The organism is Deferribacter autotrophicus (assembly GCF_008362905.1).
Classification (GTDB): Bacteria; Chrysiogenota; Deferribacteres; order Deferribacterales; family Deferribacteraceae; genus Deferribacter; species Deferribacter autotrophicus.
In genome coordinates this window covers 1-20,770 of sequence record NZ_VFJB01000005.1, presented here as the reverse complement: position 1 = coordinate 20,770, position 20,770 = coordinate 1, and the positions used below count along the sequence as shown (strand labels likewise).

Genomic DNA, 20,770 nt, shown 5'->3' with positions numbered 1-20,770 from the left:
GCAAGATATTTTTTTATACAACTTCCTAATTTCCATCCATTTCTTTACTCGATGAATTTTTAGTCAAAAGACAAACCTGGTTTTTTCCTTTATTTTTTGCTTGATACATAGCCTTATCTACCATATCTAAAAGTTCATAAATTTTTTCAGAACTTTCAGGATAACCCACAGCCCCAATACTCACTGTAATATTAAAACTTTTCCCTTTATCTGTAAAAATCGGTTTCATAGCAATTGTTTCCTTTAGTCTTTCAGCTAGTTTCATCCCATTCTCTATGGGAGTTTCCACAAGGCATATCATGAATTCATCACCGCCATATCTGCAAGCAAAATCTGTTCTTCTTATGTTTTTCTTTATCTCTTCAGCAATAAAAAGAATAACATATGTTCCATATTTATGCCCATATGTATCGTTTATCCTTTTCAGATCATCAGAATCTAGCATCATAAGTGTAAAATTCTTATTATACCTTACAGACCTATAATATTCGTCTTCAAACTTTTTAAAGAACCCTTTTTGATTTAATAAACCTGTCAAATCATCAGTAATAGATAATTCATTTATTTTATCCAATAAACTTAATATTAAAAACCTTGCAGTCAGAGCAGATACAATCAATGAAATATAAATAAAACTGAAATCCGAAAGAAGAGGAACATTCAAAAACAATAAGTCAAACCCATATAATCCAAAAACAAACAAAAGCTTTAGATAATAAAATTTTGACTGAAAAAACAAAAACACAACAGCTAAACATTGTAAATACAGAAATGTACTCTTTGAAAAATATGATAAAAATCCCAACAGTATAACAAATATTATGTGGAATATATATTCATCATCCTCATCAATGTACTGTATTGCAACAATACAGAACAATAAATATAGTGTAGTAATTATTATCTGCTTATTATTTACATTATTACTCACTTCAAATATTAAGATAAAAACTGTAAATAATAAGAATAAAATATTTCTACGCACATAATTAATCATAATTAATTTTTACCACATCCATACAAAAAAATAAATCGAATATAACACCACTTTTAAAAACCCATCTTTTAAACATCGTTTTAATTTCTTCAATACATACTTACTCAACCCATAAAATTATCATTTCCCATAGTTATTATCGAATAACCTTATATGTATATTGTATACAATTCAATTGACAAACAGAAATAATTATGTTAGGTTTATGCTAAATTTAACATCGTTTGTATCTTAAAATAAAAAAGGGGTGTAAGATGCCAAGAAAAGATCTGTATGTGTATCCCAAAAAAGTCTCTTATCGTAAACACACCGGAATGGTAGCATGGTTGCTACACAGAATAACCGGTGTAATCTTAGGTCTTTACCTAATTTTCCATATTCTCGGCAAAGCAGGTGTAGCTGAGTGGTTTACCAGCATTACTGCAAATGCCGGAGTAAGAGCTGTTGTATTTTTAACATTTATCTATCATGCCTTTAACGGTTTTAGAATTGTTCTGATCGACTTTGGAAATGGAGCAGAAAAGGGTGTTTTTGCAAAACAGTTTATGGTGGTTATTTTCTTAGTAATAGTAGTATTCATCATAGGCGCTATACCTATATTTTCATAAGGAGGATTTGGTATGAAATATTATAAGTTCATGGGTTCAAGTGACAGAGGTGTTTTTGAATGGTTAATGCAAAGGATATCCGGTGTTATCCTTATCCTTGTTATCTTTATACACTTCTTCTCTATGATTAAAAGCGGTGAGTGGGGGCTTAAAAAAATCGTTCTCGGACCTCTTTTTGCATTTGGTATTTTCCACACTTTGAATGGTTTCAAAATGATTACAGATGATTACGTTTCAAGCCCTATTTGGAGAGCTATAATTCTTGCTATCTATTGGATAGTTGGTATTACTTTGGCCATTCTCGCTTTAAGTGTTGTTGCATCTTTATAAAAAATTTTATGTGAGGGGTAAAAGATATGTCTGTGAAAGTAGAATATCATAAGTTTGATGTTGTAATAGTTGGTGCAGGTGGTGCAGGTCTTAACGCTGCACAAGTTGCTTCCCAATATTGTAGAACTGCAGTTATTTCAGAAGTATATCCAACAAGAAGCCATACAATTTCAGCTCAGGGTGGTATTTCTGCTGCCCTTGGTAACTTAGAAGAAGATCATTGGCATTGGCATATGTTTGACACGGTTAAAGGTTCAGATTATCTTGCTGACCAAGACGCATGTGAATATATGACCAAGTTAGCTCCAGAAATGATCATAGAACTTGAGCACATCGGTCTTCCATTCAGTAGGACACCTGAAGGTAAAATTGCTCAAAGACCTTTTGGTGGTCATACTGCTGAATTTGGTAAAAGACCAGTTAAAAGAGCATGCTACGCTGCAGACCGTACAGGTCATGCTATGCTTCAAACTTTATATGAAAAATCTATAGCTCAAGGTACACATTTCTTCAGTGAATTTTATGCTCTTGAGCTTTTGACTAATGAAGGTGCTGTAAATGGTGTCCTTTGCTGGGATATCCAAAATGGAGGATTTCACATTTTCCATGCTAAAGCTATAGTATTCGCTACTGGAGGTAGTTGTAGAGTTTATAAAACAAATTCAAATGCTCATATAAACACTGGTGATGGTTTAGCTCTTGCTATGAGAGCTGGATTCACATGGAGTGATGCAGAATTTGTTCAGTTCCATCCAACAGGCATTTACGGAGCAGGAAACCTTATCACAGAAGGTGTACGTGGTGAAGGTGGATATCTTTTAAACGCAAATGGCGAAAGATTCATGGAAAAATATGCACCAACAATTAAAGATCTTGCTCCAAGAGACATTGTATCTCGTTCTATGATGAGAGAAATATTAGCTGGACGTGGTGTTGGACCTAAAAAAGATCATATTTTATTAAAAATAGACCATATAGGCGCTGATGCCATTATGGAAAAATTACCAGGTATTCATGAACTAGCTCTTGTATTTGCTGGTGTTGACTGTACAAAAGAACCAATTCCTGTTGTTCCAACAGCTCACTATCAAAACGGTGGTATCCCAACTAATTACTTAACACAAGTTGTTCTTGGAACCATGGATAAACCTGAAGAAACTGTTCCAGGATTTTTTGCAGCTGGTGAATGTGCTGCTGCTTCTGTACATGGTGCAAACAGATTGGGTACAAACTCACTTCTTGACCTTGTAGTATTTGGTAGAACTGCTGGAGAACAAGCTGCAAAATGGGCTAAAGAAAACCCACTTGTACCACTCAAAGAAAACGCTGGTGACTTTGGCGTTAAACTTCTACAAAAATTTGCTAATGCAAACGGAAAATATACATTTGGACCTATTTACGATGAATTAATTGAAACTATGCAAATGAATGTTAGTGTGTTTAGAACAGAAGAATCACTTACAAAAGCAATCGAAAAAATTGAAGAATTACAGAATAAAATGGATGATTTTAAAGTAAATGATAAATCTAACATTTACAACCTTGAATTAATTGAGGCTCTTGAACTTAACAATATGCTTCTTGTTGCTAAAGCTATAGCAAAAGCTGCATTAGAAAGAAAAGAATCTCGTGGTGGTCATTATAGAGATGACTATCCAGATAGAGACGATGAAAACTTCCTTAAACATACAGAGGTTTATTCTGATCCTGAAGGTCGTGATGTTGAAATTAAATACCGTCCAGTAAGGATGAAACCATTAACAGTGGATCCATTCCCACCAAAACCAAGAGTATATTAATAGGGGGCGATGATTATGAGCAAATATGTAACCTTTGAAATATTTAGATACGACCCTGAAAAAGATAAAGAACCATATTACAAAAGTTATAAAGTTGAAATACGTAGACCAGGAATGCTTATCCTTGAAGGTCTCAACCAGATTAAATGGGAACAAGACCCTACATTAGCATTCAGAAGATCCTGTAGAGAAGGTGTTTGTGGTTCTGATGGTATTAATGTTAACGGTGTTAATATGCTTTCATGTATTACTAAGATTGAAGATCTTGGTTCAGACCATCTTGTAATCCAACCTTTGCCAGGTATGCCTGTTATGAGAGACCTTGTTGTAGATGTAACTGACTTCTTTAATAAATTTATCACTGTAAAACCTTATTTAATCAGAAAATCTCCAACACCTGATAAAGAATATTATCAATCACCTGAAGATAGGAAAAAACTTGACGGACTTTATGAATGTATCCTTTGCGGTTGTTGTTCATCATCATGTCCGTCTTATTGGGCAGATAAAGACTACCTCGGTCCAAATGCGTTCTTAAGAGCTTGGAGATATTTAGCTGACTCAAGGGATGAAGGTGCTGATGAAAGATTGCCAATCTTAAATGATAAGCATGGTGTATGGAGATGTCATACAATCTACAACTGCGTTGAGGCATGTCCAAAAGAACTTAATCCAACAAAAGCTATTGTCGAAATCAGAAGAATGTTAATGAATAGAAACTATTAAAAAAGCGGGCTTTAAGCCCGCTTTTTTTTATTCACTTTTAATTTTATTTTTAATCTTTAAAATTCTATTATTCTCAAAAGCAAAGTTTTCAATATCTGTTAAGAATCTTCCTGGATATTTATTAGAATAATATTCAGCAGGTTTGATTCCAAAAATTACATCAAACAAATCGTTATCATAGATCTTTTCTAAAAAGATATTAAATTCTTTTATCTCATCCAATGTATAATTTTTAGGAACAAATTCTTGCACAAACTCTTTTAACAATAATTCATTCTCAAGCATAGCTCTTCGAGATGCTAAAAAGATACACTTTTTATATTCCACACTGTTTTTAATATCCATATTTCTCCTCATAAAAAAAAAGCCCGGATACTTAGTTCTCACTGAAAAAGTGAGAACTAAGTATTAGTAATGAATTTCTGTTTTTAAAATAATTTTCCATCAAAAAGTTAAATAACAATACTTCACATCTAAAACTGCAAATATGGTAATTTGATTTTATTTCATCCCCAAAATTAGTTTTCGTATGAAAACTAATTTACCAAAATAATAATCTCTATTTTTATCCTCTTTTCAGGAATTTAAAGGGGGTTTACCCCCTTTAAGTCCGAAGGATTTTCTTTAAAAAAATAGTGATAAATAATTTATTATAAATTAGTTGCCACTTTTTCAGTGGCAACTAATTACCGGGCTACTTTTTATAAAACAGCTTTAGCTATCTCTCGTCCAGCAGCAAGAGCCTTTTTATTTAGCTCTTCAGTACCTTTTGGTACCTTACTTAAAACTGCTTTTTCAAGAGATTCAAAAGATACAATATTAGAAATTTCATTTAGAGCACCCAATGTTACGATGTTAGCCACAAGAGATTTACCTACTTTTTCTGCAGCTGTCTTAATTATTGGCAAAGTATATACTTTAAAGTTACCTTCTGGAGGATTTTTAACCATAAGCTCATCAATAATTACAATGCCACCTTCCTTCACTGCTGATGAAAATTTATCAGCAGCCTCTTGAGTCAGAGCAACAAGGATATCAGCATCAATAACTTTTACATAATTAATCTCTTCTTCACTAATAACAACTTCAGCCCTTGCTGCACCACCTCTTGCCTCAGGACCGTAAGACTTTGTTTGAACAGCATTTTTACCATCATATACAGCAGCAATCCCTAGGATTGCGCCAGAGGTAATCATACCCTGTCCACCAGATCCACTTAATCTTATGTCTATTCTTGCCATTGTTACTCTCCTTTATTTAATCCAACTGTAGCATCATAGCTTTCAACATATTCTGGTTTCTCTTCTTTATGAAGTACACCGATTACAAGTTTATCTGCTAACTCTTCAGGACTCATCTTATCAGCTTTAGCCTTTTGAACAGCCTTATCCTTCATCCACAATAACATAGAAGTAGGAGATTTAAATTTATTTTTCCTACCAAATCCTGTTGGACAAGCATTGATTATTTCTACCACACTCAATCCTTTATGCAAAAGTGCTTCTTTAATCATCTTTTCGCAATGAGTCGCATGGTAAGCAGTACTTCTAGCAACAAAAGATGCTCCAGCACCAATTGCAAGATTTACAACATCAAAATTGTTTTCTGGCATACCGTATGGTGCAGTAGTAGCCCATGCTCCCTTTGGAGTTGTTGGTGAATACTGAGCACCTGTCATACCGTAGATATTGTTATTGAACACTAATACAGTGATATCAATGTTTCTTCTACAAGCATGGATAAAATGGTTACCACCAATGGCAGTCATATCTCCATCGCCACCAAGCGCTATAACTTTCAATTTAGGATTGGCAATCTTAACACCCGTTGCAAAAGCAATGGAACGACCATGAGTTGTATGTAAGGTATTGAAATCTACATAACCTGGTAATCTACTACAACAACCAATCCCTGATGCAACAACTATTTCATTTTTATCCCAACCAAGGCTGTCAATTGCCCTGATAAATGATTTTAAAACAATACCATAAGTACAACCGGGACACCATATATGAGGAAGCTTCTCATTTCTTAAAAATCTACTGTAATCGTAAGCCATTTAAGCAAACCTCCTAATTTTCTCTAAGATCTCAGAAGGCAATATTGGATCAAGCATTAAGCTGTACAAGCCTTCCACTTCACAACGACCTTTAGCAACCCTTTCAACCTCAAATTTCATCTGTCCAAGGTTCATTTCAGGAACTACAATACCTTTAACATTATTAGCACTAATAAGTTTATCAAGGTGCTTATCTGGGAATGGCCAAATAGTAAGCGGTCTTACAAGTCCTACTTTAATACCTTGCTCTCTTGCTTGAAGAACAGCATCCTTAGCAGATCTTGCAGTCACACCAATTGCAAAAACAAGAATATCTGCATCATCGCAGTAAAATTCTTCAACCTTAACTATATCATCATAATTTTTCTCTAATTTTTCGATCAATCTTTTTGTATTTTTTGTATGAAGCACAGGATCATTAGTTGGAAAACCTGTTTCATCGTGATGCAAACCAGTTACATGATATCTGTATCCGGAACCAAATGCAGGCATTGGGTTAATATCTTTATCCATATCATAAGGCAAATATTCTTCTGGTGGACAATCAGGCTGAAGTCTGTCAATAACTTCAAGCTCACCAGGTTCAGGAATAACAAGGGATTCCATCATCTGCCCAATAATAGCATCTGTAAGAACCAGCACTGGACATCTGTATTTTTCAGCCAAATTAAAAGCTCTAACTGTCTCATTAAATTGCTCTTGTACTGATGCAGGAGTTACAGCAATTATTGGGTGATCACCATGTGTCCCCCACTTTGCCTGCATAACATCAGACTGGCTTGGACCAGTAGGCATACCTGTGGATGGACCTCCTCTCATTACATCCACAATAACAACAGGAATTTCACAAAGTGCTGCAAAACCAAGGTTCTCCTGTTTTAATGAAAAACCAGGACCACTTGTAGCAGTCAAAGCCTTAGCACCTGCAAGGGAAGCACCAATTACAGATGCCATCGCTGCAATTTCATCTTCCATCTGTATAAATCTACCACCTACCTGTGGTAATCTCTCAGCCATTCTTTCTGCAATTTCTGTTGAAGGTGTAATGGGATAACCACCATAGAAACGGCAACCAGCATACAATGCACCTTCAGCTACAGCATGATTACCCATCATAAATTGTACATTTTTAGCCACTTTTAAAGCCTCCTAAGTTATTCTTCTTTCTTATAAACGACGATTGCAAAATCTGGACATCTTAATTCACACTGCATACAAGCAATACATTTATCAAGATCTTTCACAGCAACCTTAAAATCTTTCATTTCTAAGCAACCTGTAGGACAAAGCTCAACACAAATCTCACAACCTTTGCACCATTTAGTATTGATTTCTATTCTTTCAGCTTTTGCCATTTACCTCTCCTTGTTCTAATTACTTAAAACTTTAGCAACAGTTTCACCTATTTCAGCAGGGCTCACTACAACATGAACACCTGCTTCACTCAATGCGTCCATCTTCTCTTTAGCTGTACCTTTGCTACCAGAAATGATAGCACCGGCATGCCCCATTCTCTTACCTTTTGGAGCAGTCTGACCAGCGATAAACGCTACAACAGGTTTTGTAATATTTTCTTTGATATATTTAGCAGCTTGAATTTCAAGATCGCCACCAATCTCACCAATCATTACAATAGCTTTAGTTTCTGGATCTTCTTCAAACATCTGAAGCAACTCTTTATAACTTAGACCAATAATAGGATCACCACCGATACCAACAGCGGTAGAAATTCCTAATCCTTTCTTTACAATTTGATTACTTGCTTCATATGTAAGAGTACCAGATTTAGAAATAAGTCCTACTGGACCTTTCTTGAAAATAAACCCAGGCATAATGCCTATTTTACACTCTTCAGGGGTAATAATTCCAGGACAGTTAGGACCAATCATTTTCACATTTCTATGTTTCAAATATTCTTTTGCATACATCATATCTTTAACAGGCGTACCTTCAGTAATTGCAACAATTAGCTCAATTCCAGCATCAGCTGCTTCCATTATTGCATCAGCTACAAATGCCGGTGGCACAAACACAAGTGATACGGTTGCACCAGTTGCTTTAACTGCTTCTTCAACTGTATTAAATACTGGAACTCCCAAATGAGTAATACCGCCTTTACCAGGAGTAACTCCCCCAACAATCTGAGTACCATATGCCATACATTGCTCAGCGTGGAAAGATCCCTCTTTACCTGTAATCCCCTGAACGATAACTTTTGTATCTTTATTTACTAATATGCTCATGCCAACCCCCTTTCTGCTGCTTCAACAGCTTTTTTAGCACCATCTTTAAGGTCTGTAGCAGGTATAAGCTGCTTAATACCGGAATTCTTGAGGATTTCAGCAGCCTCTTCAGCATTTGTCCCATCTAATCTAACAACAACAGGCACATCTACTTTAGTAACTTTTGTTGCTTCAATAATACCGTTAGCAACTCTGTCACATCTTACTATTCCACCGAAAATATTCACAAAAATGGATTTAACATTTGGATCTCTCAAAATTAATTCAAAACCTTTTGCTACAGTTTCAGCACTAGCGCCACCACCTACATCAAGGAAGTTTGCAGGCTGACCACCTTCATGTTTAATAATATCCATTGTAGCCATAGCAAGTCCAGCACCATTCACCATACAACCAACGTTACCATCCAACTTCACATAGCTTAAACCGTATTTTGCAGCTTCTATTTCAGTAGGTTCTTCTTCAGTCAAATCTCTCATAGCAAGAATTTCAGGCTGTCTGTAAAGCGCGTTATCATCAAACCCCATTTTAGCATCAAGTGCGATAAATTTACCTTCTTTTGTCAATACAAGTGGATTTATTTCAATTAAGTTAGCATCATAGTCCATATACACATTGTAAATAGCTTGAGCAAAACTGATAAACTTGTTCACCAATTCCCTTGGTAATCCAAGACCAAACGCAAGTTTTCTACCGTGAAATCCTTGGAAACCTATTGTAGGATTAATAGCTACTTTTATAATCTTTTCAGGACTTCTTGCAGCAACCTCTTCAATTTCAACACCACCCTCAGCAGAAGCCATCATAACGGGCATCTCAAGAGACCTATCTAAAACCATTCCTAAATAGAACTCCTTTTCAATATTGACCCCTTCTTCAATATATACTCTATGAACAATCTTCCCTTCAGGACCAGTTTGATGAGTAACAAGCTTATTTCCGAGCATCTGTTTTGCAATAAGCCCAACTTCTTCAGTGGATTTTGCAAGTTTGACACCACCAGCTTTTCCTCTTCCACCTGCATGAATCTGAGCCTTTACAACCCAGATGTCCAAATCTCCTCCTAGCTGTTGAGCAGCCTTAACGGCATTCTCAGGCTTGAATGCCACAAAACCTCTTGGGGTTGGTACACCGTATTTTCTGAAAATTTCTTTGGCTTGGTGCTCATGAATATTCATAGCTCACCTTCCTTTGTTTTTTTTTATCGAACGGTTGTTCAGTAATACTCCCCTCCACCTTATTTTTCAAGCATTTTTTTAAGGTGAGCTATTTTTAAAACGGGGTGTTAAACACCCCGTAATCTTATAAGAAACCAAGCCTTTTCATATCCTCAATAAGTTTCTTAACAGCGTTCACAGAGTTATCGAGCATTGCCTGCTCTTCATCATTAAGGGATAGCTCTATAACCTTTTCCACACCATTTGCACCCAATATAACTGGCACACCAAGATACATACCATTCACACCATACTCACCGTCTAACCATGCACAAACAGGAAGAACTCTCTTCTGATCTCTAAGAACCGCTTCAGCCATAGCAATGGCACTTGATGCAGGAGAGTAGAAAGCAGAACCTTTCTTAAGAAGTGCTACTACTTCACCGCCAGCCTTCCTTGTCCTTTCAACGATTGCATCCATTACTTCTTTAGCTTTTGCAGCATCACCATATTTTCTTTCAAGAAGTTCCATTACAGGAATACCATTTACATTTGCATATCTTACAAGTGGAACCATTGTATCACCATGGCCACCAAGAACCAATGCATTGATATCCTTCACTGATACCCCAAGCTCCCACGCGATGAATGAAGCAAAACGTGATGAGTCAAGAACACCAGCCTGACCGTATACCCTATTGTGAGGAAAACCTGTTACTTCTCTCATCAATGTTACCATTGCATCAAGAGGGTTTGAAATAACGATTACATGTGAATCTGGTGCATACTGCTTGATATTTTCAGCAACAGTTTTGATAATATTTGCATTTGTTGTGAGCAAATCATCTCTGCTCATTCCTGGCTTTCTTGGAAGACCAGCAGTAACAATACAAATATCTGCACCTTCGATATCTTTATAATCGTTAGTACCTTTAACCTCTACATCAAAACCATCAACTCTAGAAGCTTCAGCGATATCAAGACATTTACCTTGAGGCATATCTTCAACGATGTCATACATTACAACATCGCCAAGTTCTCTTAAAGCACAAAGTTGAGCCAAAACACCACCAATCTGACCACCACCTATTAATGCTATCTTTGGTCTTTTAAATGTTGCCATATAAGCCCCCTTTTAAATTTTATTTCGGCATAAAGCCGTTTATATACAATACAACCGGGCGTTTATACCCGGTTAATATTTCTATAGATTATCAATAATTTCATTAAATGTTGCACTTGGTCTCATTGCTGCAGAAATTTTTTCTTTATCTGGATGATAATATCCTCCAATATCTAAAGGCTTTCCTTCAGCATCCATAATTTCTCTAAGAATCTTTTCCTCATTATCTTTCATAGCTTTAGCAACTTTTGTAAAAACTTCCTTTAATTCAGCATCTTCATTCTGCTCTGCCAAAGCTTCAGCCCAATACATAGCAAAATAGAAGTGCTCACCTCTGTTATCTAACTGTCCAACCTTTCTACCAGGCCATTTCTGATTTTCAAGAAGAGTACCAACCGCCTTATCTATAGCATCAGCCATTACCTTTGCCTTGCTATTTTTATACTGGTTATAAATATGCTCTAAAGAAGCACCAAGAGCTGTAAATTCACCAAGAGAATCCCATCTTAAATGTCCTTCTTTTAAAAACTGCTGAACATGTTTTGGAGCAGAACCACCAGCACCAGTTTCAAACAATCCTCCACCTGCAAGAAGAGGAACGATTGAAAGCATCTTAGCACTGGTACCAAGCTCTAAGATTGGGAATAGGTCTGTAAGATAATCTCTCAATACATTACCAGTAACAGAAATAGTATTAAGCCCTTTTCTAACTCTCTCAAGAGTAAATTTCATCGCTTCTCTTGGTGGCATAATATGATACTCTATATCGCTCAAATCATATTCTTTAAGATACTCTTCTACCTTCTTTATAAGCTGGGCGTCATGAGCTCTATTCTTATCAAGCCAGAACACAATCGGCTCTCCGCTTAACTTGGCTCTATTTACTGCAAGTTTTACCCAGTCTTTAATTGCAACATCTTTAGTCTGACAAGCTCTCCAAATATCACCTTTCTCAACCTGATGTTCAAAAAGAACATTGCCATTAGCATCAACAACTCTCATGGTCCCATCATCTGGAGCAATGAAAGTTTTATCATGAGACCCATACTCTTCGGCTTTCATAGCCATTAAACCGACATTAGAAACACTTCCCATTGTAGATCTGTCAAAAGCACCATTCTTCTTACAATCTTCAATCACTTCAGCATACATTGTAGCATAGCATCTGTCAGGGATCATAGCTTTTGTATCATGCAACTGCCCATCAGGACCCCACATTTTACCACCGTCTCTAACAACCACAGGCATAGATGCGTCAATAATAATGTCATTAGGTACATGAAGGTTTGTAATTCCTCTATCTGAATCAACCATAGCAAGAGCAGGATTTTTCTTATAAACATCCTGAATAGCATCTTCTATCTCTTTTCTCTTGTCATCAGGAAGCTTTTGTAGTTTCTTATACACATCGCTTAATCCATTGTTAGGATTAACACCTATTTCTTCAAAAACATCAGCATACTTTTCAAAAACATCTTTAAAATAAACAGTAACTGCATGACCGAAAAGCACCGGGTCGGAAACTTTCATCATTGTAGCTTTCAGGTGAAGAGATAAAAGAACATCTTTTTCTTTTGCATCCTTTATTTGCTCTTCATAAAATTCACGCAGTTTTTTGGCACTCATAAAAGTACCGTCAAAAACCTCACCTTCAAGCAAATGAAGCTCTTTTAGAACTTTAACATTACCATCTTTATCAACAAACTCTATCTTCACATCAGTTTCTTTTTCAATTGTCACTGATTTTTCATTTTCATAAAAATCACCACCATCCATATGTGAAACATGACATTTAGAATTCTCGGGCCAATCTTTTAAAGGAAGCCCCATTGATGTAGGATATTTTTGAGCATACTTTTTAACAGCCAAAGGTGCTCTTCTATCAGAATTGCCTTGTCTCAAAACGGGGTTAACAGCACTACCCAACACTTTAGCATATCTTTCCTGAATTTTCTTCTCTTCATCAGTTTCAGGCTCTTCAGGATAATCAGGCACTTTATACCCTTGTTTCTGAAGCTCTTCTATTGCCTCTTTGAGCTGAGGAATTGAAGCGCTGATGTTAGGCAACTTGATAATGTTAGCTTCAGGCTTATTAACAAGCTCACCAAGATATGCCAAATCATCTGAAACTTTCTGCTCATCAGTTAAATAATCCGGAAATGTTGCAAGAATCCTCCCGGCAACAGAAATATCCCTCACTTCAACATCAATATCAGCATGTTTCAAAAATGCTTTTACGATAGGTAAAAGAGAAAAAGTAGCTAAAAATGGTGCTTCATCCGTTTCGGTCCAAATAATTGTTGGTTTCTTTTCTGCCATAACCACTCCTCACAATTCTTATTTTAAACGTACCTTTGTATGCATCAATTACAAAGGCACCAAGATAATACACAGTTTTACTTTATTTCCTGTATACTGTATACAAATATACATAATTTGCTTAACAAAGTCAAGAAATATTGAATATTTTAATATTAGAACAGTATTTATTTTTATGAATCAAAGAATTTTAAAACTAATATATATTTTCCTCAATATTTAAAGCATATCTTCAAAAAAAACCTTATTTTAAATAACCCTACAACGATTTTAATTAAAAATTCATTTTGCTTAAATTTTAATATTATGATTTATTAATTTGATGATTGGTTCATTAATAACTTATCAACTGATACAGCTTTCATATTTTTAGCTATGTGTTATAGATTTTTTTAATAACAAATTAAAAAAAAGATGTCCGGGAATTATTTTTCCCTTCCCGGACAATAAATTATATTGAATATTAAGCGTAATCTAACTTGAAATCGCCCATCTTATGAAATTCTAAATATCTATATACTTCGTCCTTCTTAGGCTCTAACTTTTCTTTTATTATCTCAAAATACTCTTCAGGTGTTGGCAATTTACCTTTTAAAGCCGCTACTGCAGCAAGCTCTGCAGAACCAAGGTAAACTCTAGCACCATCCCCCATTCTGTTATCAAAGTTTCTCGTTGAAGTAGAAATTACAGTTGACTTGGAGCGAACCCTAGCCTGGTTACCCATACAGAGCGAACATCCAGGGATCTCTGTTCTTGCACCGATTGCAGAGTAAATTGAGTAATACCCTTCTTCCATCAATTGAGCTTTATCCATCTTTGTTGGTGGAGTTAACCAAATTCTTGTAGGTGCTTCTTTGCAACCTTCCCAAATCTTACCTGCGGCTCTAAAATGTCCTATATTTGTCATACAAGAACCGATGAATACCTCATCAATTTTATCACCGGCCACTTCGCTCAAAAGTTTCACATCATCTGGATCATTTGGACATGCTACGATAGGCTCTGTAATTTCAGATAGATCAATTTCAATTACTGCAGCATATTCTGCATTTTCATCTCTTTCGAGAAGAACAGGGTTTTCAAGCCACTTTTCGCATGCCTCTATTCTTCTCTTTAAAGTATCTGCATCCTGATATCCTTCTTCAATCATCCTCTTCATCAATGCGATATTACTACGTAAGAAATTAGCAACACTTTCTTCTGAAAGCTTAATTGTAGCACCTGCCGCTGACCTTTCTGCTGAAGCATCTGTCAATTCAAATGCCTGCTCCACAGTTAAATTTGGAAGACCTTCCATTTCAAGAATTCTACCATTGAATATATTTTTCTTACCTTTCTTCTCTACTGTTAAAAGCCCTTGTTTGATTGCAAAATATGGAATAGCGTTTACAACATCTCTTAAAGTAATCCCAGGATTCAATTCACCCTTGAATTTAACCAGCACAGATTCAGGCATATCAAGAGGCATAAAACCTAACGCACCAGCAAATGCCACGAGCCCTGAACCTGCAGGAAAAGATAAACCGATAGGAAATCTTGTGTGAGAATCACCACCAGTACCAACGGTATCAGGAAGCAACAATCTATTTAACCAAGAATGGATTACACCATCTCCAGGTTTAAGTGCAACACCACCTCTCTCAATAATAAATTGTGGAAGAGTATGATGCATTTTAACATCAGCAGGTTTTGGATAAGCTGCTGTATGACAGAATGACTGCATAAACAGCTCAGTTTGAAATTTCAAACAAGCAAGCTCTTTTAACTCATCAGCAGTCATCGGACCTGTGGTATCCTGAGAACCTACAGTTGTCATCTTTGGCTCACAAGCTGTTCCTGGTAACACACCTGGTAAGCCACAAGCTTTACCCACAATCTTTTGAGCAAGTGTGTATCCCTGATTTGGCTTAGGTGTAGGATTATCAGGCTTAATAAACAGATCACTTTCACCAAGCCCTAATACTTCTCTCGCCTTATTTGTAAGTGAGCGACCGATGATAAGATTTAATCTACCACCAGCTCTAAACTCATCCCTCAATGTAGGTGGTTTAATTTCAAATGTGGATAAAACTTCGCCACTCTCACTTCTTATTTCACCTTTTTTCGTATCAATGATTACAACATCACCAGTCTTCAATTTTGTCACATCGCACATAATTGGAAGACCACCGGAATCCTGGGTGGTATTGAAGAAAATAGGAGCAATCAAACCACCTATTACAATTCCGCCTCTTCTTTTATTTGGTACATAAGGGATATCTTCCCCAATATGCCACATCAAAGAGTTACAAGCGGACTTTCTTGAAGAGCCTGTACCAACCACGTCCCCAACAAATGCCACTTTATACCCTTCTTCACGAAACTGCTTAATGGTTTCTATCCCTCCTGGAAATCTTGTCTCACCCATACTGAGAGCATGCAATGGAATATCTGGCCTACTCCAAGCGTGTTTTGCAGGAGAAAAGTCATCAGTGTTGATTTCTCCATCAACCTTAAAAACCTTAACCTTAATTTCATCAGGAAACTCTGGCTTATTTGTAAACCACTCACCATTAGCCCAAGATTCTAACACTTCTTTTGCATACTTATTGTCTTTTGACATCTCAACAATTTTATCAAAAGCATCATACACTAAAATAGTGTTTTTAAGAGCTTCAGCCGCTTTAGAAGCAAGCTCATCATCATTTAACAAGTCAATAAGATAACCAACATTATAACCACCAATCATAGTCCCAAGTAAAAATACAGCATCTTCCTTTGAAACAACAGGTGATAATTTTTCACCTTTTGCTACTTTATAAAGCCACTCAGCCTTCACTTTAGCAGCAGGATCCACTCCTGGGGCAACCCTGTCTCTAATCAAATGAAGCAAAAAATCCTTTTTATCTTCAGGAGGATTCTCTAAAAGTTTGCACACTTCTTCTGTCAACTCAGGTGATAATGGCAAAGGCGGAATCCCCAATGCTTCACGCTCTTTTACATGTTCCATATACTTATCAAGCATAATTCACCCCTCACAAAAAATTTTGTATACTGTATACTATCTTTTTAATGTTTTGTCAATTTACTAAAACATATTTTTATATTCAATTATTGTTTAAAGCATATCAGATAATTCTTTAATTTTCACAACAAAACCTCTTATAATATAACGGCTTTTTAAAGCTATTAAAAATAGAACGCTATTTAAATGTATACAATATACAGTTGACTTTAAAGGGATTTTATGGCATAAAAAAAGCGTATTATCTTACAAAATCTCATATGTGAGGGTGATTATGGAGTTAAAAGAGGCAGTATTAGAGCTAATCAGGAGAGTTGCAACCGATTTACCCCCCGATATTGAAGAAGCTTTAAAAAAAGCTTATGAAAGAGAGGACGAGGGGACACCTGCAAAAAGTGTTTTTAAAACAATCCTCGAAAATGTAGAGCTTGCTAGAAAAAATTCCACACCAATCTGTCAGGATACCGGATCTTTGATATTCTACATCGATTTTCCTGTTGGCCACGCTGAAAAAACTTATCGTGAAGCCATTGAATGGGCTGCTGCAGAAGCCACAAAAAGACAATACCTTCGTCCAAATGCTGTGGATCCAATTACCGGGAAAAACTCAGGTAACAATATTGGTAAAAATGCCCCTTATATCCATTTCCATCAGTGGGATAAGGATGAAGTTAGAATCAGACTTATGCTCAAAGGTGGCGGTAGTGAAAACGTTGGTATTCAATACAAACTTCCAGATTCAAATCTGAAAGCCGGTAGAGATTTGCAAGGTGTTAAAAAAGTTATAATCGATGCTGCGGTTAAAGCTCAAGGTTTTGGTTGTGCTCCAGGGACCTTAGGAGTGGGAATTGGCGGCGACAGAGTTACATCCTATGCTCTCTCCAAAGAACAATTCTTCAGAAAATTGAATGAAAGGAATCCAAATCCAGAGATCGCAAAACTTGAAGAAGAACTTTATCAAGAATTGAATGAACTTGGTATTGGTCCTATGGGGTTTGGAGGAAAAACAACTGTCTTGGGTGTTCATATCGATGCTCAGCATAGGCATCCAGCTACTTACTATGTATCAATCTCTTACATGTGCTGGGCTTACAGGAGAAAATTTTTAACCATAAAAGATGGCGAGGTGACTTATGCCGATTAAATTAACTACACCAATAAGTGAAGAAGAAATAAGAAAATTAAAAGTGGGCGATGAAGTCCTTTTATCAGGTACAATCGTAACTGCAAGAGATCAAGCACATAAATTGATGGTGGAAGAAAAACCTGATTTTATCAGAGAATATTTAAAAGATTCTGTAATTTACCACTGTGGGCCTGTTGTTAAGAAAAATGATGATGGTAGTTGGGAATTTGTTGCTGCTGGTCCTACAACATCATCAAGGGAAGAACCTTATCAGGCCGATGTAATCTGTGAATATCAGGTTAGAGGTGTTATTGGTAAAGGTGGTATGGGACCAAGAACTGCTGAAGGCTTGAAGAAGTGTGGTGCAGTTTATTTTCATGCTGTTGGTGGAGCTGGTTCACTTATTGCAAAGAAAGTGATTAAAGTTAAAGAAGTTTTCAAGTTAGAAGAGTTTGGTACACCTGAAGCATTTTGGGTAATCGAAGTAGAAGACTTCCCTGTTGTTGTAACCATGGATTCTCATGGAAACAGCCTTCACAAACAAATCCTTGAAAAATCAGAAGAAAAAGCAAAAGAATTAATGGGTCTTAAATAGATATTCGGGAGCTTACGCTCCCGTTTTTTTCTTGCACATTCACGTGTCTTTTTCAAGGTTCTTTTTGCGTAATCATAAAATAACATTATGACACTCGTCACCAGCGACCGAGCACCTAACTTGAGGCTTCATTCTCACTACAGCCGCACTTTTCGTCATTGCGAGGGTCGTAGACCCGAAGCAATCTTTTGTGCAAACAGCAATGATTGTCGACTCATCCGTCACCAACGAGCGTCAGCGAAGCAATCTCCTGTATGCGAAGGGGTAAAATGGTCGACGAATGAGATTGCTTCGTCGCTTACGCTCCTCGCAATGACAAGGATTTGCCGTCATGTTAAAGTCAAGTAAAAATCCCCACCTTAGGGCCCTTAAAATTCCCCAGTTACCTTTTAGTATTTTTCATAGATTGTAAACTTTTGATTCTATAGCTTTCACCATTGATTCTAAAAATATGAGCATGATGTACGAGTCTATCTATGATAGCAGAAGCTAAAACAACATCACCAAATATATTACCCCACTCTTCGAAAGGCCTATTAGTAGTGATAATTATAGAATTATTTTCATATCTATGTCTGATTATTTCAAAAAATTCATCAACATGGTTTAAAGGTATTTTCTTAAAACCAACCTCATCAATTATCAGTAAATCCACACTTAAAAACTGTTTTAATACACTAAAATAACTACCATCTCCTTTCGATGATACTAATTTTGATACCATGTCATTGGCGTGAATAAATAAAACCTTGTATCCTTTCTTTAAAGCCTCTAATCCTATGGCATTTGCAAGATGTGTTTTGCCAACTCCTGGATTACCCATGAATATTATATTCTTCTTTTCTTCTATAAATCTGCAACTACTTATATCAAGTATTTCTTGCTTATTCAGTTCAGGCTGATAAGTAAAATCATACATAGGTAATGTTTTGGATGAATCCAACTTAGATTTTGAAAATCTTCTCTTAAAAGAATTATTCTGTCTGTTCACTGACTCATCATCAAGTAACAATTCAAGAAAATCCAGGTAACTCAAACTGTTTTCTATTGCATATTGATTTCGGCTTTCTAATGTCTTTGCCATTCCGGATAACTTAAAATTTGTTAGTTTTTTTAAAATATCTTGCATTTATACCCTCCCCCTCATCAATTAACTAATAAATCATATTTACTTAAATCATTCGAAAAACCACCACAGTTAACCGATTCTTTAGATGACGCATCTTTTTGAGTATATAAACCAGTTTCACATATCCTCTTTACTGACAAATAACTAATGGAATTAAACTCATTTGCTCTCTTACATGCCAATTCCACTGTATCTTTATCATAACTCTTCATCAAATTAAAAATTCCTTGCATCATACGGTGATAATGATGGGGCTTTTCTTCCTTTAACCTGTTATAAAATTCAAAGGTGTTTGTACCTATCTCAAGCGATTTTGCTTCATAATCTACAGATTTTAATTTCGGATTATGAGATTCTTTTGTTATGAATTCTCCTACTGATTTAGATATATTGTGAATTGCTATCTCTTCATATTTATCATTGTAAATTTTTAATATATTACCATTGCTGCGAATACTTACTTTGTTGCCTATGTAATTGTAGGGTACTGAGTAGTAATTATATCTGTAAGTAATGTGACCATAGCGGTTTACTATTCTTTCCGATATGTCATAAACCTCGTATCTCTGAGATGGTAAAGGCTGCAATTTACTTTTCTCCTTATCTACAAATTGTTCAAAAGGAATTTTTCTTGTCGTGCCATGTATTTTCTTGTTACATACATTGTCTTGCCACTTTCGTAGAAGACCTTTGACTTTATAATAATCTTTTTCTTGAATTGATTTGAAAAAATTATTCTTCACATATTTAATTCCGCTTTCCACTTTCCCTTTCTCCTGGGGATATCTCACCTTACAAGCAAATGGACTGCTACCGTAATATTCAAGCATTGCAGCATACTCTTTCTGTATTACAGGTTCATAAAAATTTGCTTTCAATACTCCAGATTTTAAATTGTCTATCTTGATTACTCTAGGAATTCCTCCAAAATATTCAAATGCATTAATGTGGCATCTTAAAAATGTTTCTACGTCCTGACTCCTAACTATTTCATAATATTTATATCTGCTATGAGATAGCACCATGCAAAATATCCAGCTCTTTACTTTTTTACCTTTTTCGCTATCATAAAGATAACCTATGTAACCGAAGTCCACTTGGGCTTCTTCGCCTGGTGGGGAAATTAATGGGACATAAATTCCATCCGGGCCTTTTAATTTCCTAACATACTTTTTCACACAACTGTAGCTTACGGATAAACCATGATCACTTATTAGTTTCTGATGGATTAATACTGCTGTTAAACCTTCTGAGAGGTATTCGATTATTTCTTCTTTGTAAGCCTCTAAAACACTTACTCTTGAAAATTTGGGTGTTTCTACTTTACCGTCTTTCACTTTGTCCCTTATCTTTCTCACTGTCTTCCTGTCGATCCCTAATTCCCTGGCTATTTGGGAAATATTTTTGCCTTGCGACAACAATGTCTTTACTGTGTAATACATTTCTACCCCCAGCATTTTATTTCCTCCAACCTGTGTATTTGTTGGAGGATGTTAACATACACAGGTGGGGATTTTTAAGGGCCTTTTACTGGGGAATTATTGTACCTTTAACA

Annotated in this window: 19 protein-coding genes; 6 read left to right on the top strand and 13 right to left on the bottom strand. The window is 36.0% G+C overall.

Annotated features, from left to right (window positions below):
* Positions 1-25: 25 nt before the first annotated feature.
* Positions 26-997 (bottom strand): GGDEF domain-containing protein, encoded by a 972-nt coding sequence (locus tag FHQ18_RS06020; protein WP_149266265.1) that lies wholly within the window; start codon positions 995-997, stop codon positions 26-28.
* Positions 998-1,251: 254 nt separating this feature from the next.
* Between FHQ18_RS06020 and FHQ18_RS06015 the strand changes: the two genes are divergently transcribed.
* The 4 genes from FHQ18_RS06015 to FHQ18_RS06000 are packed head-to-tail and all read left to right on the top strand — an operon-like array spanning position 1,252 to position 4,460.
* Positions 1,252-1,605 carry a succinate dehydrogenase, cytochrome b556 subunit gene (locus FHQ18_RS06015; RefSeq protein WP_149266264.1) on the top strand — a complete coding sequence of 118 codons (354 nt, stop codon included), beginning with the start codon at positions 1,252-1,254 and terminating at the stop codon, positions 1,603-1,605.
* Positions 1,606-1,617: 12 nt separating this feature from the next.
* Positions 1,618-1,935 carry a succinate dehydrogenase, hydrophobic membrane anchor protein gene (locus tag FHQ18_RS06010; protein ID WP_149266263.1) on the top strand — a complete coding sequence of 106 codons (318 nt, stop codon included), beginning with the start codon at positions 1,618-1,620 and terminating at the stop codon, positions 1,933-1,935.
* Positions 1,936-1,961: 26 nt separating this feature from the next.
* Positions 1,962-3,734 carry a succinate dehydrogenase flavoprotein subunit gene (gene sdhA / locus FHQ18_RS06005; RefSeq protein ID WP_149266262.1) on the top strand — a complete coding sequence of 591 codons (1,773 nt, stop codon included), beginning with the start codon at positions 1,962-1,964 and terminating at the stop codon, positions 3,732-3,734.
* Positions 3,735-3,749: 15 nt separating this feature from the next.
* A complete protein-coding gene (locus FHQ18_RS06000) occupies positions 3,750-4,460 on the top strand; it encodes a succinate dehydrogenase iron-sulfur subunit (RefSeq protein WP_149266261.1) in 711 nt (236 codons plus the stop codon).
* 27 nt (positions 4,461-4,487) lie between these two features.
* Here the strand turns inward: FHQ18_RS06000 and FHQ18_RS05995 are convergent, their stop codons facing one another.
* The 10 genes from FHQ18_RS05995 to acnB form a co-directional block, all read right to left on the bottom strand.
* Positions 4,488-4,805 (bottom strand): FAD assembly factor SdhE, encoded by a 318-nt coding sequence (locus FHQ18_RS05995; RefSeq protein ID WP_149266260.1) that lies wholly within the window; start codon positions 4,803-4,805, stop codon positions 4,488-4,490.
* 356 nt (positions 4,806-5,161) lie between these two features.
* On the bottom strand, positions 5,162-5,701 hold the full coding sequence (locus FHQ18_RS05990) for a 2-oxoacid:acceptor oxidoreductase family protein (protein WP_149266259.1): 540 nt from the start codon (positions 5,699-5,701) through the stop codon (positions 5,162-5,164).
* A 2-nt stretch (positions 5,702-5,703) separates the two neighbouring features.
* Entirely contained in the window at positions 5,704-6,519 is an 816-nt protein-coding gene (locus FHQ18_RS05985) for a 2-oxoacid:ferredoxin oxidoreductase subunit beta (RefSeq protein ID WP_149266258.1), read from the bottom strand.
* A complete protein-coding gene (locus tag FHQ18_RS05980) occupies positions 6,520-7,656 on the bottom strand; it encodes a 2-oxoacid:acceptor oxidoreductase subunit alpha (RefSeq protein WP_149266257.1) in 1,137 nt (378 codons plus the stop codon). It lies immediately after the preceding gene.
* A gap of 17 nt (positions 7,657-7,673) precedes the next feature.
* Entirely contained in the window at positions 7,674-7,874 is a 201-nt protein-coding gene (locus FHQ18_RS05975) for a 4Fe-4S binding protein (protein WP_149266256.1), read from the bottom strand.
* Between the two features lie 15 nt (positions 7,875-7,889).
* Positions 7,890-8,762, bottom strand: coding sequence for a succinate--CoA ligase subunit alpha (sucD, locus tag FHQ18_RS05970; RefSeq protein WP_149266255.1), 873 nt, complete (start codon positions 8,760-8,762; stop codon positions 7,890-7,892).
* Positions 8,759-9,940 carry an ADP-forming succinate--CoA ligase subunit beta gene (sucC, locus tag FHQ18_RS05965; RefSeq protein WP_149266254.1) on the bottom strand — a complete coding sequence of 394 codons (1,182 nt, stop codon included), beginning with the start codon at positions 9,938-9,940 and terminating at the stop codon, positions 8,759-8,761. Before sucC ends, sucD begins: the two co-directional genes overlap by 4 nt.
* Positions 9,941-10,064: 124 nt before the next feature.
* Positions 10,065-11,042 (bottom strand): malate dehydrogenase, encoded by a 978-nt coding sequence (gene mdh / locus FHQ18_RS05960; protein WP_149266253.1) that lies wholly within the window; start codon positions 11,040-11,042, stop codon positions 10,065-10,067.
* Between the two features lie 81 nt (positions 11,043-11,123).
* A complete protein-coding gene (locus tag FHQ18_RS05955; protein ID WP_149266252.1) occupies positions 11,124-13,361 on the bottom strand; it encodes an NADP-dependent isocitrate dehydrogenase in 2,238 nt (745 codons plus the stop codon).
* A gap of 463 nt (positions 13,362-13,824) precedes the next feature.
* On the bottom strand, positions 13,825-16,365 hold the full coding sequence (gene acnB, locus FHQ18_RS05950; protein ID WP_149266251.1) for a bifunctional aconitate hydratase 2/2-methylisocitrate dehydratase: 2,541 nt from the start codon (positions 16,363-16,365) through the stop codon (positions 13,825-13,827).
* Between the two features lie 274 nt (positions 16,366-16,639).
* Here acnB and FHQ18_RS12625 point away from each other — a divergent pair, with 274 nt between their 5' ends.
* Both FHQ18_RS12625 and FHQ18_RS12620 read left to right on the top strand, forming a co-directional pair.
* Positions 16,640-17,509 (top strand): fumarate hydratase, encoded by an 870-nt coding sequence (locus FHQ18_RS12625; protein WP_188020357.1) that lies wholly within the window; start codon positions 16,640-16,642, stop codon positions 17,507-17,509.
* Entirely contained in the window at positions 17,499-18,086 is a 588-nt protein-coding gene (locus FHQ18_RS12620) for a FumA C-terminus/TtdB family hydratase beta subunit (protein WP_188020356.1), read from the top strand. Before FHQ18_RS12625 ends, FHQ18_RS12620 begins: the two co-directional genes overlap by 11 nt.
* 382 nt (positions 18,087-18,468) lie before the next feature.
* Here the strand turns inward: FHQ18_RS12620 and istB are convergent, their stop codons facing one another.
* Together istB and istA are read right to left on the bottom strand one after the other, a co-directional pair.
* Positions 18,469-19,215 (bottom strand): IS21-like element helper ATPase IstB, encoded by a 747-nt coding sequence (gene istB, locus FHQ18_RS05940; protein ID WP_223144591.1) that lies wholly within the window; start codon positions 19,213-19,215, stop codon positions 18,469-18,471.
* A 17-nt stretch (positions 19,216-19,232) separates the two neighbouring features.
* A complete protein-coding gene (gene istA, locus FHQ18_RS05935; protein WP_149265869.1) occupies positions 19,233-20,672 on the bottom strand; it encodes an IS21 family transposase in 1,440 nt (479 codons plus the stop codon).
* Between the last annotated feature and the right edge of the window lie 98 nt (positions 20,673-20,770).